The 14,166-nt window shown below is 70.8% G+C and carries 13 protein-coding genes; 8 read left to right on the forward strand and 5 right to left on the reverse strand.

What is annotated here, in order from left to right:
• Together IN07_RS16525 and IN07_RS16530 are read left to right on the forward strand one after the other, a co-directional pair.
• The coding region (locus IN07_RS16525) for an alkaline phosphatase PhoX (protein WP_036337456.1) at positions 1–427 on the forward strand (427 nt) is incomplete at its 5' end.
• 298 nt (positions 428–725) lie between these two features.
• Complete coding sequence (locus tag IN07_RS16530; protein ID WP_036337457.1) at positions 726–2,957, forward strand: PhoX family protein; 2,232 nt, start codon at positions 726–728, stop codon at positions 2,955–2,957.
• A 55-nt stretch (positions 2,958–3,012) separates the two neighbouring features.
• On the opposite strand, the gene IN07_RS16535 is transcribed toward IN07_RS16530, so the two are convergent.
• The 5 genes from IN07_RS16535 to IN07_RS16550 all read right to left on the reverse strand — a co-directional run bounded on the left by IN07_RS16535 (position 3,013) and on the right by IN07_RS16550 (position 6,622).
• Positions 3,013–3,321 (reverse strand): 4a-hydroxytetrahydrobiopterin dehydratase, encoded by a 309-nt coding sequence (locus IN07_RS16535; protein WP_036337459.1) that lies wholly within the window; start codon positions 3,319–3,321, stop codon positions 3,013–3,015.
• 31 nt (positions 3,322–3,352) lie between these two features.
• Positions 3,353–4,066 (reverse strand): phosphoadenylyl-sulfate reductase, encoded by a 714-nt coding sequence (locus IN07_RS16540; RefSeq protein ID WP_036337460.1) that lies wholly within the window; start codon positions 4,064–4,066, stop codon positions 3,353–3,355.
• A gap of 163 nt (positions 4,067–4,229) precedes the next feature.
• Positions 4,230–5,909, reverse strand: a complete 1,680-nt coding sequence (locus tag IN07_RS16545) for a nitrite/sulfite reductase (RefSeq protein WP_036337462.1) — start codon at positions 5,907–5,909, stop codon at positions 4,230–4,232.
• A 92-nt stretch (positions 5,910–6,001) separates the two neighbouring features.
• On the reverse strand, positions 6,002–6,133 hold the full coding sequence (locus tag IN07_RS26970; RefSeq protein ID WP_407937438.1) for a putative leader peptide: 132 nt from the start codon (positions 6,131–6,133) through the stop codon (positions 6,002–6,004).
• Positions 6,134–6,139: 6 nt separating this feature from the next.
• Entirely contained in the window at positions 6,140–6,622 is a 483-nt protein-coding gene (locus tag IN07_RS16550) for an RrF2 family transcriptional regulator (RefSeq protein WP_231558426.1), read from the reverse strand.
• Between the two features lie 27 nt (positions 6,623–6,649).
• Between IN07_RS16550 and IN07_RS25875 the strand changes: the two genes are divergently transcribed.
• From IN07_RS25875 to IN07_RS16580, 6 genes are all read left to right on the forward strand, one after another.
• Positions 6,650–7,402 carry a (deoxy)nucleoside triphosphate pyrophosphohydrolase gene (locus IN07_RS25875; RefSeq protein ID WP_197058515.1) on the forward strand — a complete coding sequence of 251 codons (753 nt, stop codon included), beginning with the start codon at positions 6,650–6,652 and terminating at the stop codon, positions 7,400–7,402.
• A gap of 365 nt (positions 7,403–7,767) precedes the next feature.
• On the forward strand, positions 7,768–9,489 hold the full coding sequence (locus tag IN07_RS16560) for an ABC transporter family substrate-binding protein (protein ID WP_156119242.1): 1,722 nt from the start codon (positions 7,768–7,770) through the stop codon (positions 9,487–9,489).
• Between the two features lie 246 nt (positions 9,490–9,735).
• A complete protein-coding gene (locus IN07_RS16565; protein ID WP_036337464.1) occupies positions 9,736–10,725 on the forward strand; it encodes an ABC transporter permease in 990 nt (329 codons plus the stop codon).
• A 27-nt stretch (positions 10,726–10,752) separates the two neighbouring features.
• Positions 10,753–11,709 (forward strand): ABC transporter permease, encoded by a 957-nt coding sequence (locus IN07_RS16570; RefSeq protein WP_052091376.1) that lies wholly within the window; start codon positions 10,753–10,755, stop codon positions 11,707–11,709.
• Positions 11,710–11,717: 8 nt separating this feature from the next.
• Entirely contained in the window at positions 11,718–13,016 is a 1,299-nt protein-coding gene (locus IN07_RS16575) for an ABC transporter ATP-binding protein (protein ID WP_036337466.1), read from the forward strand.
• On the forward strand, positions 13,013–14,077 hold the full coding sequence (locus tag IN07_RS16580) for an ABC transporter ATP-binding protein (RefSeq protein ID WP_052091377.1): 1,065 nt from the start codon (positions 13,013–13,015) through the stop codon (positions 14,075–14,077). Before IN07_RS16575 ends, IN07_RS16580 begins: the two co-directional genes overlap by 4 nt.
• The last annotated feature ends 89 nt before the right edge of the window (positions 14,078–14,166 follow it).

Raw genomic sequence — 14,166 nt, forward strand, 5'->3', positions numbered from 1 at the left:
GGGGACGTACTTCGCCGGCTACGACAAGACGCAGGTCAGTGCCCTGTCCTGCCCGGACAACCTGGAGTTCGACCCGGCCGGCAACCTGTGGATCTCCACCGACGGGACCGTGCTCTCCACGAGGAACCGGGAGGTCGGCACGTACGCCGGGACGAACGACGGGCTCTTCGCCGTGCCGACGGCCGGGCCCGAGCGCGGGCACCTCAAGGCGTTCCTGACGGTGCCGATCGGTGCGGAGTGCAGCGGGCCGCTGATCACCCCGGACGTCCGCTCCGTGTTCGTCGCGGTGCAGCACCCCGGCGAGACCCCCGGATCGACCCGGGAGGCACCGTCCAGCACCTGGCCGGACCGGTTGGCCGAGCGGCCGTTCCCCCGGCCCAGCGTGGCGGTCGTCTTCCGGACCGACGGCGGTCGGATCGGCAGCTGACCGGCTGACGCAGGGGCCCGGCCGCACACGGCGGCCGGGCTCCTGCTGCGCTCTGGCCGCTGGACTCCCAGGCCGCTGCGGCCCACGTCGACCCGGAGCCGGCCGGACGGTCGCTGTGGTCCGACGCGCTGATCGGCGGCCACCTCGGGTCGCCGGCGGGAGTGCCTCGGCGCGACACGCCCGGTCGTCGCCGGGGCCCCCACCGGTCACCCTCGCTTCTGCTGCCGTTCACCGGCTGGGTGGGCCGCCCTTCCTAGCGTCCGGGTCGGACCGTCCACCCGACCAGAGGACCCCTCCCATGACGGACATCGTCCCCGCCCGCCGTCGTCTGCTGCTCCCGCTGCTGAACTCCGTCCGGCACGGCAGCCGCAGCCACACGACGTGCTACTACAAGTGCGGCAACGCCTGCGACGCCCCCGTGCCGAACAAGACGGACAACCCGACCATCGGCGAGGTCGTCGAGGGCGCGTTCAGCCGGCGGACCATGCTGAAGGCAGCCGGGGCCGGAGCCCTGGTCGTGGCGGCCGGTCCGCTGCAGGCCGCCCCGGCACGGGCCCATGAGACGGACCTGCTGAACTGGCGGCCGGCGCCCAACGCGCCGCTCACGTTCGAGCCGGTCGAGCAGAACCTCCTCGACGAACTGGTCACCGCCACCGGCTACACCTACGGCGTGGTGATGCGCTGGGGCGACCCGGTGCTCCCGGACGCCCCGGACTTCGACGTCGACGCCCAGACGCCGGAGGCCCAGGCCATGCAGTTCGGCTACAACTGCGACTACATCGGGCTGCTGCCGCTGGACCGGAAGGGGCGGCGGGCGCTGCTGGTGGTCAACCACGAGTACACCGACGAGCAGCTGATGTTCGCCGGCGTGGCCGACGAGGAGGCGCCCACCACCGAGGCGCAGAAGCGCATCGCGATGATGGCCCACGGGATCTCGGTGGTGGAGCTCCGCCGGGAGGGCAACTCGGGCAACTGGCAGCCCGACCGGAGGGGGAAGCGCAACCGCCGCATCACGGCGGTGACGACTTTCGAGCTGACCGGCCCGGTGGCCGGTTCGGAGTACGTGCAGACCACTGCCGACCCGGCGGGCCGGCACGTCCTCGGGACGCTGAACAACTGCGCCGGCGGGATGACCCCGTGGGGCACGACCCTGCACGGTGAGGAGAACTTCAACCAGTACTTCGGGACGTCGACGGTCATCACGGAGGACCCGCGGGAGCCCCGGTTGTCCCGTTACGGCATCTCCACCGACGAGCTCCCCGGCCGCCGCTGGGACGAGATCGACCCTCGCTTCGACCTCACCCAGGAGCCCAACGAGCCGAACCGCTTCGGCTACGTCGTGGAGCTCGACCCGTACGACCCCACGTCCACCCCGAAGAAGCGCACTGCCCTCGGTCGGTTCAAGCACGAGGGGGCCAACGTCCAGATCGCCGAGGACGGGCGGGTGGTCGCGTACTCCGGCGACGACGAGCGGTTCGACTACATCTACAAGTTCGTGTCCAAGGCGCGCTACCGGCCCGGCATCGACCGAGCGTCGCGGGCGCACAACATGACCCTCCTCGAGGAGGGCGACCTCTACGTCGCGCGCTTCACCGGCGACTCGCCGCCCGAGCAGATCGACGGACTCGCGACGCTGCCCGCCGACGGTGAGTTCGACGGAACCGGCCAGTGGCTCCCGCTGGTGAAGGACGGGCAGTCGATGATCCCGGGCAAGTCCGTGCCCTGGGTGCTCACCTTCACCCGGCTGGCCGCCGACCGGCTGGGCAAGGAGCTGGACGCCAACGGCGACTTCCCCGACCCGGCCGCCCCGGTGGTCCTCGACCCGTCCCAGCTGCCGACCCGGATGGACCGGCCCGAGGACATCCAGGTCAACCCGGTCAACGGCCGGGTCTACGCGGCGCTGACCAACAACTCCCAGCGTGAGGTCGCCGACGAGCCCAACCCGGTGTCCCGGTCCTTCGCCTTCGACCTCGAGGACGGCACCTACGAGGAGCGGGCCGGCAACCGGAACGGCCACGTCCTGGAGTGGCTGGAGACCGACGGGATCGCCGGGGACGACTTCTACTGGCGGGTGTTCATCGTGGCCGGTGACCCGGAGACCCCCGGGACGTACTTCGCCGGCTACGACAAGAGCCAGGTCAGTGCCCTGTCCTGTCCGGACAACCTGGAGTTCGACCTGTCCGGCAACCTGTGGATCTCCACCGACGGGAACGTGCTCTCCACCCGGAACCGGGAGGTCGGCACCTACGCCGGGACCAACGACGGGCTCTTCGCCGTACCGACGGCCGGACCGGAGCGCGGTCACCTCAAGGCGTTCCTCACGGTGCCGATCGGTGCGGAGTGCAGCGGGCCGCTGATCACCCCGGACTCCCGCTCGGTCTTCGTGTCGGTGCAGCACCCCGGCGAGACGACCGGGTCGACGCGTGAGTCGCCGTCCAGCACCTGGCCGGACCGGTTGGCCGAGCGGCCGTTCCCCCGGCCCAGCGTGGCGGTCGTCTTCCGGACCGACGGCGGTCGGATCGGCAGCTGACCAGCTGACGCAGGAGCCCGGCCGTACAGCGGCCGGGCTCCTGGTGCGTCACGCCCTACGCGGTCTCGCCCGCGTCGTCGAGGTGCACATCGGCTCGGCGGGCGAACTCGACGTCGAGCTCGGTGACGCCGTCCACCGAGTGGGTGATCAGGTGGACGGTGAGGTTGCCGTAGCTGATCTCGACGTCGGGGTGGTGGTCCAGCTCCTCGGCGACGTCGGCCAGGGCTGTCACGCACCGGGCTGCGCTGCGGAAGTCGATCCCCTTCACCCGGCGGTGGATGCCGTGGACGTCCCCCGCCCACTCGGGCAGCTCCTCCAGGGCGTCGGAGAGCTCGTCAGGGTTCAGCAGGATGCGGCGGGCCATGTCGGCAGTGTGCTCGCCGGGTCCGACAGGATCAGGTGTGCAGCCCGCACTCGACCTTGTTCTTGCCGGCCCAGCGGCCGGCGCGCGGGTCCTCGCCCGGGGCGACCGGGCGGGTGCAGGGCGCGCAGCCGATCGAGGCGTAGCCGATCTCCGACAACGGGTTGACCGGCACCTGGTGCTCGGCGACGTAGCGGTCGACGTCGTCCTGGGTCCAGGCGGCCAACGGGTTGACCTTGACCATGCCGCGCTTGGCGTCCCAGTCGACGACCCGGGTGCCCGTCCGGGTGGCCGACTCGTCGCGGCGCACGCCCGACCCCCAGGCGGTGAAGCCGGCCAGCGCCTGCGCCAGCGGCTGCACCTTGCGCATCGAGCAGCAGAGATCGGGGTCGCGCTCGAAGAGCTTCGGCCCGTGCTCGGCGTCCTGCTCGGCAACGGTCAGCAGCGGCTGGACGTTGTGCAGGGTGATCGGCAGGACGCCGGTGATCCAGTCGCGGGTGCCGATCGTCTCGGCGAAGTGGTAGCCGGTGTCGAGGAAGACGACGTTCACGCCCGGGACGGCGCGGCTGGCCAGGTGCGCCAGCAGCCCGTCGGCCATCGAGGAGGTGATGGCGAAGGAGTCGCCGAACGTCTCGCCGGCCCAGGTGAGCACGGCCAGCGCCTGCTCGACCGGGTCGCTGATGCCCTCGAAGCGCGCATCGGCCTCGGCCGCGAGCTCCGGCGTCGGCGTGGTGATCGCGATCGTCATGGGTGCTGCACCCCCGTTCCGGTCAGGCGCAGGGTGAAGGTCCGCAGGCAGGCACCGCAGTGCCAGCCGGTCGCGTCGTCACCGTGCGGGGTGAGGTCTTCTTCGCCGCAGTACGGACAGTGGAACGGTGGCAGCTGTCGCGTCCTTCCGGACGTGCTGTCTGTCACACCAGCCACTCGTCGTCGGCCCGCGCCACGTAGGCGGCGAACCGCTCGCCGGGCTCGCGGCGGTCGAGGTAGCCGCGGAGCACCCGCTCGCAGTAGTCCGCGGTCTCCTCCTTGGTGATCTTGTGGCCGCGGAACTTCCGGCCGAACGAGGCGTCGACACCGAGGTGGCCGCCCAGGTGGACCTGGAAGCCCTCGACGCTCTCACCTGCGGCGTTGCGGACGATCATGCCCTTGAAGCCGATGTCGGCCGTCTGGAACCGGGCGCAGCTGTTCGGGCAGCCGTTGACGTTGATCCCGATCGGTTCGTCGAACTCCGGCAGCCGGCGCTCCAGCTCGGCGTAGAGCTCCTGGGCGTGCTGCTTGGTCTCGACGATCGCGAGCTTGCAGAACTCCAGCCCGGTGCAGGCCATGGTGCCGCGCCGGAAGGCGCTCGGGCGCACCAGCAGGTCGTGCTCGGCCAGCGCGGCGACCAGGTCCTCGACGCGGGCGTCGGGGACGTCGAGGATGACCAGCTTCTGCTGGGTCGTGGTCCGGATGCGCCCGCCCTGGGTGCCGTACTCCTCGGCGAGGTCGGCGATCCGGGTGAGCAGCGTGCCGCTGATCCGGCCGGTGCGCAGCGCGAAGCCCAGCGCGTTGGTGCCGTCCTTCTGCTTGCTGACCCCGACGTGGTCGCGCTGGTCGTGCTTCGCCGGGGCCGGGGCCGGGCCGTCGGGCAGCTCGGCGTGCAGGTACTCGTCCTGCAGCACCTGGCGGAACTTCTCCGGGCCCCAGTCGGCCATCAGGAACTTGATCCGGGCGTGGTTGCGGGACCGGCGGTAACCGTAGTCGCGGAAGATCGAGGTGCAGCCGGCCCAGACGTCGGTGACCTGGTCGGGGCGGACGAAGACGCCGATCCGCTTGGCGAACATCGGGTTGGTGGACAGACCGCCGCCGACCCACAGGTCGTAACCGGCCTCGCCGGCCTCGTTCACCACGCCGACGAAGGAGACGTCGTCGATCTCGGGCTCGGTGCAGTGGTCGACGCAGCCGGACATCGACGTCTTCCACTTGCGCGGCAGGTTGCTGAACGCCGGGTCGCCCAGGTACTTCGCGACCGTCTCGGCCAGCACCTCGGAGGCATCGATCACCTCGTCGGCGAGGATCCCCGCCATCGGGCAGTTCAGCATCACGCGCGGGACGTCCCCGCAGGCCTCCATCGTGCTCAGGCCGACCGACTCGAGCCGCCGCCAGATCTCCGGCACGTCCTCGATCCGGATCCAGTGGTACTGGACGTTCTGGCGGTCGGTGACGTCGGCGACGTCCCGGCCGAACTCGGTGCTGATCCCGCCGAGGACGCGCAGCGCCTCACTGGTCAGCGCACCGCCGTCGATGCGGGCCCGCATCATGAAGTAGGAGTCCTCGAGCTCCTCGGCCTCCAGCACGGCGGTCTTGCCGCCGGGGATGCCCTGGGCCCGCTGGGTGTACAGCCCCATCCAGCGCATCCGCCCGCGCAGGTCGCCGGGGTCGATGCCGTCGAAACCGGTGTGCGCGTAGATGTCCAGGATCCGCTGGCGTACGTCCAACCCGTCGGAGTCCTTCTTCATCCGCTCGTTCGGGTTCAGCGGCTCGCGGTAGCCCAGGGCCCACTGACCCTGTCCGCGGACGGGGCGGTTGCTGCTGCGGGTGGGGGTCGACACGTCAGTCGTTCTCCTCTGCGCCGGCACGCCGAGCGTGCGCGACGCGGCCGGGTGTGGGTGCAGCAGGGAGGCTGCGGGGGAGCGGGCCGTGGTCAGCGCGCGGCGCGACACGCGGCGCTGGAGACCCGCGCCAGGTCGACGTGCAGGCGCTCCACGAGGAGCGCGCCGCAGTCCGTCACGGCTCGATCGTGCCACACCCAGCCGACTCGTGTTCCCGTCCGCACTCGCGGTCAGTCCGCGGCCGGGACGCCGAAGGAACGCCACGCACTGTCCAGCTCGATCATCTCGGCCACGTGCGGCGGCATGGTGCCGGCGACGACGTCGGCCAGGGTCACGTTCTCCAGCACCCGGCGGTAGGACTCCCGGGCCGCCACCCACACCGAGGCGAGCGGCCCGGCGGCGCCCGGGTACTCGACGTCCTCGGGGCGCTGCCCGTGCACCTCGGCGAGGAAGCCCTGCTCCACCCGCATGACCCGGGCGACGGAGATCTCCGACGGCGGCATCGCCAGCCGGTAGCCGCCCTCCCGGCCGCGCTGGCTGGTCACCAGCCGGGCGTGCTGGAGGTCACCGAGGATGGCCTGCAGGAAGCGGGCCGGGATGCCCTGTGCCTGGGCGATCCGCTCGGAGGTCAGCGAGTCGGGTGCCACGGCAGCCAGTTCGACGGCGGCGCGGACTGCGTAGTCGACCCGGGCGGAGATGCGCACGACGTCCATCCTGCCGTGTCTGCGACGCTGCTCCCCGTGTTCCAGCTGCGGTTCACCACCTTGGTGGAGGCGCCCCTGACCGTCGCCTTCGACGTCGCCCGGTCCCTGGGGCGGCCGTGGCCGCACCCGTTGCAGGAGGTCGTCTCCGAGCGGCCCTGGCGCGACGTGCACGTGGTGGCGCCCGGCCGCGGCTGGCGGACCCTGGTCCACACCCGTTCCTTCACCGCCACCGCGGCCGGCACGCTCGTCGAGGAGCAGGTCGACGCGGAGGCCGCGCTGCCGGGGTGGCTGGGTCGGCTGGTGCCGCGGCGCCGGGTCGCGCGGGCGATGCAGGCGCACCTGGACGCCTACGCAGCGGCGGCAGCCCGCCGGGCGCAGGAGGTCACCCAGGTCGTCGGTGCCGCACTGGTCGACGACCGGCAGCGGGTGCTGGTCGCCCAGCGGGGCTCGGGGCCGCTGGCCGGGCTGTGGGAGTTCCCCGGCGGCAAGGTCGAGCCGGGGGAGTCCGAGGTGTCGGCGCTGGTCCGGGAGTGCCGGGAGGAGCTCGGTGTCGGGATCGCACCCGAGGCGTTCCTCGGGGAGGTGCCGCTGGACGGCGTGGTCGCCGGCGGCGTGCCGGGGGCCTCGACCCTGCGCCTGTACGGGGGTCGGATCATCGCAGGTGAGCTGGTCGCCCACGAGCACAGCGAGCTGCGCTGGCTGGGGCCCGACGAGCTGGAGGGCCTGGCCTGGATCCCGGCCGACCGCCCGCTGCTCCCCGCCGTCCGCGACCTCCTCGCCCGCGGGTGACCCTCCGGCCCCGGGTGGGGCCGTCGGCAGCGGCGCGCACGCTGCGTGACCACGGCAGAACAGCACCATGATCACGTTGTCCGGGATGCACCGAGGACGGCCGGAAAGACTGCGGCGGAGGGCGCCGTATTGCCACGATGTTCCAGGTCCTCAGCGATGGTCGTTCGCACAGGTCACAAAATGATGACGGCCGTGGACGGCCTCTTCCAGCTCTGCCTAGGGTCTGGCCGTTGCGCTCGTCCGAAAGCGTCCCGACAGCTGGATGACAGTGCGTGTTCATGTAGGTGCCCAGTCCGCCGGGCGATCCCCGGTCGGTCAGACCTGATCGTTCCCCCCGCTCCTGCGGGTCGAGGAGGCAAGCGAACGTGAAGTTGAGCAAGCGCACTTCCATGCTCATCGCGACCGGGCTCACCGGTGCGATGGCGCTCTCGGCGTGTGGTGGTGGCAGCGACGACGGCGAGGGCGGCGGCGAGGCCAGCGGCGGCTCGGGTCGCGTCGTCTTCGGCGAGTCCACCGACTTCCCGGAGAACCTCTACCCCAACATCGCCGCGGGCAACGCCACCTCGGTGGCCAACGTCCTCATCAAGGTGCTGCCCTCGGCCTACCAGGTCCAGCCCGACTTCACCGTCGAGTACAACGACGAGCTGTTCACCAGCGAGCCGGCCCTCGAGGAGACCGACGGTCAGCAGGTGAACACCTACGAGATCAACCCGGACGCGGTCTGGAGCGACGGCACGCCGATCACCGCCGACGACTTCGAGTTCACCTGGCGGGCCAACCGCAGCGGTGACCCGGCCGACGACGGCTGCCCCGCGGTCCTGTCGACCACCGGCTACGAGCTGATCTCCTCGGTCGAGGCGGGCGAGGACGAGAACACCGTCGTCGTCACCTACGAGACCCCGTACGCCGACTGGCAGGGCCTCTTCGAGAACATCCTGCCGGCCCACCTCATGGACGCCGAGGACGCGGCTGCGGTGTGCGAGACGATCACGGCGGGATGGCCGATCGCGGAGGGCCTCCCGGAGAACATCTCCGGTGGTCCGTGGCAGGTGTCGAACGTCGACGCCGGCGCGCAGGTCATCGTGCTGACCCCCAACCCGGAGTGGTGGGGCGACGGGCCGAACCTCGAGCAGCTGATCATCCAGAACATCGGCAACGACCCGACGACCGCCGTCCAGGGCCTCTCGTCCGGTGAGCTCGGGGTCATCTACCCGCAGCCGCAGCTCGACCTCGTCGAGCAGGTCCAGGCCCTCGAGCCGAACGTCGAGAGCGAGATCAACTTCGGTCTCACCTTCGAGCACGTCGACCTCAACACCCAGGACCCGCACCTCGCGGACCCGCTGGTGCGCCAGGCGTTCGCGATGGCCCTGGACCGCGAGGAGATCGTGGACCAGACCGTCGGGCAGTTCTCGTCCGACGCGCAGGTGCTCAACAACCGGATCTGGCTGAACACCCAGCCGGAGTACGAGGACACCGCGCCGGACGAGGTCAAGAGCCAGAACGTCGAGATGGCCCGCCAGCTGCTGGAGCAGGCCGGGTACACCGCCGGGCCGGACGGGTTCTACACCCACCCCGAGCGCGGGCCGCTGAACATCCAGATCGACACCACGGAGAACAACCCGCTGCGGCAGACCACGATCGAGGTCATGATCCCGCAGCTGGCCGAGGCCGGGATCAACGCGTCGTTCAACGCCAACCCGGACATCTTCGCCGGTGCCGAGCAGCCGACCTCCCTGGAGGGCGGCGGCTTCCAGGCGGCGCTCTTCGCCTGGGTCGGCAACCCGTTCGTCAGCTCGACACAGTCGATCTACGGGTCCCCGCAGGGTGACAACATCCAGCAGAACTACAGCCGGATCGGCAACCCCGAGATCGACGCGCTCTTCGCGGAGCTGGCCACCGAGCCGGACCGTGAGCGGCAGGCCGAGCTGGGCAACCAGATCGACGCCCTCCTCTGGGAGCAGATGGCCACCATCCCGCTCTACCAGAAGCCGACCTTCATCGCGTACCAGTCCTCGATCGAGGGTGTGCAGGACAACCCCACCGAGGCCGGTCCGCTGTGGAACTCGGAGACCTGGACGATCGAGTGACCTGCAGCGTCACCCAGTACGGCTGAGCACGACGCAGCACGGCTGAGCTCCACCTGAGCACGACCGCACCACCCGGACCGGCGCCGCCCTCGGCGGCGCCGGCCACCGGCTGCCGTGGCCCCCGGGGAGACCGTTCCCGGGGGTCGCGGTGCGTCCGGACCCAGCACGACCTGCGCGGGTCCGGTGAAGGCACGCTGAACTGGTCGTTCGACCGGACGGCTTCCGCTCTCGGCGTAAGGTCACCACATGTTCTTCTTCACGATCCGGCGTCTGCTCGCGTCGGTCCTCGTGTTGCTGGTCAGCTCGTTCCTGGTGTTCGCGCTGTGCGCGGCGAGCTTCGACCCGCTGGAGAGGTACTACACGCAGAACCCCCGGCCGCCGGAGTCGTTCTTCAACAACCTCCGCGAGACGCTGGGCCTGAACGACAACTTCTTCGTCCGGTACTGGCGCTGGCTCTCCGGGGCGGTCACCGGCGACTTCGGCGAGACGATCAACGGCACACCGGTCGTCGACCAGCTCTGGCCGCGGCTGCTGGTGACCGGCCGGATGATCATCGGGGCCATCGTGATCGCCATCCTGCTGGCGATCATCGTGGGGGTCATCGGCGCGGTGCGGCAGTACAAGGCGTCGGACTACACCTTCACCTTCATCGCGTACATCCTCATCGCCCTGCCGACCTTCTGGTTCGCCGCGCTGCTCAAGGAGTACGTCGCCGGCGGCGTCAACGACCTGTTCGGGCAACAGCTCCTGTACACGATCGGTGAGGAGACCCCGGGGTTGTCGCTGTACGCCTCCGGCTGGGAACTCTGGTCCGACCGGCTCGGGCACCTGGTGCTGCCCACGGTCAGCCTGGCCGCGCTGTCCTTCGCCGCGTGGAGCCGGTTCCAGCGGGCGGCCATGCTGGACGTGCTGGGGTCGGACTACATCCGCCTGGCCCGGGCCAAGGGGCTCACCTACCGCCGCACCGTGGTCAAGCACGGGCTGCGCAACGCGCTGATCCCGCTGACCACAGTGGTCGCGCTGGGCATCGGCACGCTGTTCGGCGGCGCGGTCATCACCGAGACGGTCTTCGTCTGGCACGGCATGGGCGAGTACCTGATCAGCAACGGCATCCGCCAGGAGGACATCAACGTGGTGCTGGGCTGGCTGCTGGTCAGCGCCGTCTTCATCGTCGTCTTCAACCTGGTCGCCGACCTCCTGTACGCGGTGCTCGACCCGCGCATCCGGCTGTCCTGACCCGGCCCCGCGAGAAGGAACGAGCCCATGGCCACCACTCAGACCACCACCGGACCCGTGGTCCCGGCGACACCCGGCACCCCCGAGGGCGGCGGGGTCGAGCGCGAGTTCACCGTCAAGGCGCGCAGCCAGCGCCAGCAGATCTTCGGCCGCTTCCTGCGCAACAAGGTGGGCATGACCGGGCTGGTCATCTTCCTGCTGCTGCTGGCCTTCGGATTCCTCGGCCCGCTGGTCACCGGTGTCGACTACGCCGACCAGGACAGGGACTTCCAGTCGGTGCCCCCGGGCACCGCGGGCTACCTGCTGGGCAGCGATGCGATCGGCCGTGACCTGATGGCCGGGATCATGACCGGGGTCCAGCGCTCGCTGTTCATCGTCCTGCTCTTCGTGGCGATCGCGCTCCCGCTCGGCCTGCTGGTCGGGGCGCTGGCCGGGTACTTCGGCAAGTGGGTGGACAGCGTCCTGATGCGGCTGGTCGACCTGATCCTCACCGTGCCGCTGCTGGTCGTGCTGATCGTCGTGGCCAGCAACTTCCCGGGCTCCCGCACCCCGCTGGGCGTCGGGATCATCCTGGGGCTGTTCGGCTGGCTCGACCTCGCCCGGATCGTCCGCAGCCAGTTCCTCTCCCTGCGCGAGAAGGAGTACGTGGAGGCCGCGCACGCGATGGGCGCCTCGAACGTGCGGATCATCTTCAAGCACCTGATCCCCAACGCGCTGGGGTCGCTGATCGTCTGGACGACGCTGGCCGCCGCCACGGCGATCATCCTCGAGGCCTCGCTGACCTACCTGGGCTTCGGCGTCAACGGCGCCAACCAGACCTCGCTGGGGCGGCTGGTGTCCGACGGTGTCCAGGCGGCGAGCACCCGCCCCTGGCTCTTCTACTTCCCCGGCATCACCCTGCTGATCATCGTGCTGTCGATCAACCTGATCGGCGACGGGATCCGCGATGCCTTCGACCCGAGCAACCGCCGCGTGCGGGCCTGAGGAGCTCCATGTCCACGATCGGGACCACGGGCCCCACCACGTCCGGTGCCACCTCCACGGGCACCATGAACCAGGGCCGGACCACCAGCCTCCCCGGCTTCGACCCGAACGCGCCGCTGCTGGAGGTCACCGACCTCAACGTCCGGTTCCCCACCGAGGACGGCCTGGTCCACGCCGTCCGCGGCGTCGACTACGCGCTGCGCTCCGGTGAGGTGCTCGGCATCGTCGGCGAGTCCGGCTCCGGCAAGTCGGTGACGTCGCTGACGGTGATGGGGCTGCTGCCCGGCTCCGCCCGGGTCACCGGCTCGATCAAGTACCGCGGTCAGGAGCTGCTCGGGCAGAGCGACCGCAGCATGTCGCGGATCCGCGGCAAGGGCGTCTCGATGATCTTCCAGGACCCGATGACGTCGCTGGACCCGGTCTACAAGGTCGGCGTGCAGATCGAGGAGACGCTGCGCATCCACGACAAGTCGCTGTCGTCCAAGGCCGCGGAGGCACGGGCGGTCGAGCTGCTGGAGTTGGTCGGCATCCCCAACGCCGGCGACCGCGTGGACGCCTACCCGCACGAGTTCTCCGGCGGCATGCGCCAGCGGGTGGTCATCGCGATCGCCATGGCCAACCAGCCCGAGGTGATCATCGCCGACGAGCCGACCACGGCTCTCGACGTCACCGTCCAGGCGCAGATCCTCGAGGTGCTGCAGACCGCCCTCCAGGAGACCGGCGCCGCGATGGTCATGATCACCCACGACCTGGGTGTCGTGGCCGGGATCGCCGACCGCGTGCTGGTCATGTACGCCGGGCGGCCGGTGGAGATCGGCAGCGTCGAGGACATCTACTACGAGCCCCGGATGCCGTACACGCTCGGCCTCCTCGGCTCGCTGCCGCGACTGGACTCCTCGACCCGTGAGCGGCTCACCCCGATCCAGGGTGCGCCGCCCTCCGTGGTGAACATGCCACCAGGCTGCCCGTTCGCGCCGCGCTGCCCGCTGCACATCGCCGAGTGCGACGAGGCCGAGCCCGAGCGCTTCCAGGTCGGCCCCGGTCACACCGCCGCCTGCATCCGCACCGAGCAGGTCGCCGCCGCCCACGGGCGGGCCGCCGACATCTTCAGCGAGTCCGCCGCCGACGCCACCATGGCGGGCGTACCCGCCCCGGCCGGAGTCGCCGACGCCCAGAGCGACCTGGACGACGACGGTCCCGCCGTCCCGCCCGGCGACCAGACCGCGCCCCGGGCGGGTCTGAGCGACGCCGGCACCCAGAGCGTCGTCAGCGCCCCGCCACGCCCCACGAACGGAGACCGGGCATGACCGCCCCCACCACCCAGCGGCCTGCCGACGGCGCGCCCGACCGCGGCGAGCCGATCCTGTCGGTGCGCGGCCTGGAGAAGCACTTCCCGATCAAGGGCGGTGGCCTGATCAAGCGGACCGTCGGCGCCGTGCGTGCCGTCGACGGCGTCGACCTGGACCTCTACCCCGGTGAGGTGCTCGGCCTGGTCGGTGAGTCCGGGTGCGGCAAGTCCACGACCGGGCGCGCCATCCTCAACCTCCAGCCGGCGACCGGCGGTTCGGTGGTCTTCGAGGGCCGGGAGATCGTCGGGCTCAACCGCAAGCAGATGCGCCCGCTGCGCCGGGACATCCAGCTGGTCTTCCAGGACCCCTACGCCTCGCTGAACCCGCGGCTGCCGGTCTTCGACATCGTCGCCGAGCCCATGATCATCCACGGGCTCACCAAGGACGAGGCCGACCTGCGCTCCCGGGTGAAGGAGCTGGTGGAGACCGTCGGGCTGAACCCGGAGCACACCAACCGGTACCCGGCCGAGTTCTCCGGCGGGCAGCGGCAGCGCATCGGGATTGCCCGTGCGCTGGCCCTGCAGCCCAAGGTGCTGGTCCTCGACGAGCCGGTGTCGGCGCTGGACGTCTCGATCCAGGCCGGCGTCATCAACCTGCTCGAGGACCTGAAGAGCAGCCTGGGGCTGAGCTACCTGTTCATCGCCCACGACCTGTCGGTGGTCCGGCACATCTCCGACCGGGTCGCGGTCATGTACCTGGGGCGGATCATCGAGATCGCCGACCAGGAGGAGCTGTTCAACCGCCCGGCGCACCCGTACACGCAGGCGCTGCTGTCGGCGATCCCGCTGCCCGACCCGCGCCGCGAGCGCGCCCGGCAGCGGATCATCATCACCGGCGACGTCCCGAGCCCGGCCAACCCGCCCTCGGGGTGCCGGTTCCGCACCCGCTGTCAGAAGTTCGCCAACGAGCTCACCGACGGCCAGCGCGAGCTGTGCCTGACCGTCGACCCGAAGCTCGAGGACCGCGGCGCCGGCCACCTCAACGCCTGCCACTACGCCGAGGTCAAGGCCGTGTTGTGAGGTCGCGGTCCGGGGAGATCACACCGCGGCCAGCTGCCGTCCTCCCGCAGCACTGACTGTCCCCCCGCACCAACGCTGGTGCGGGGGGA

Source organism: Modestobacter caceresii (genome assembly GCF_000761485.1).
Classification (GTDB): Bacteria; Actinomycetota; Actinomycetes; order Mycobacteriales; family Geodermatophilaceae; genus Modestobacter; species Modestobacter caceresii.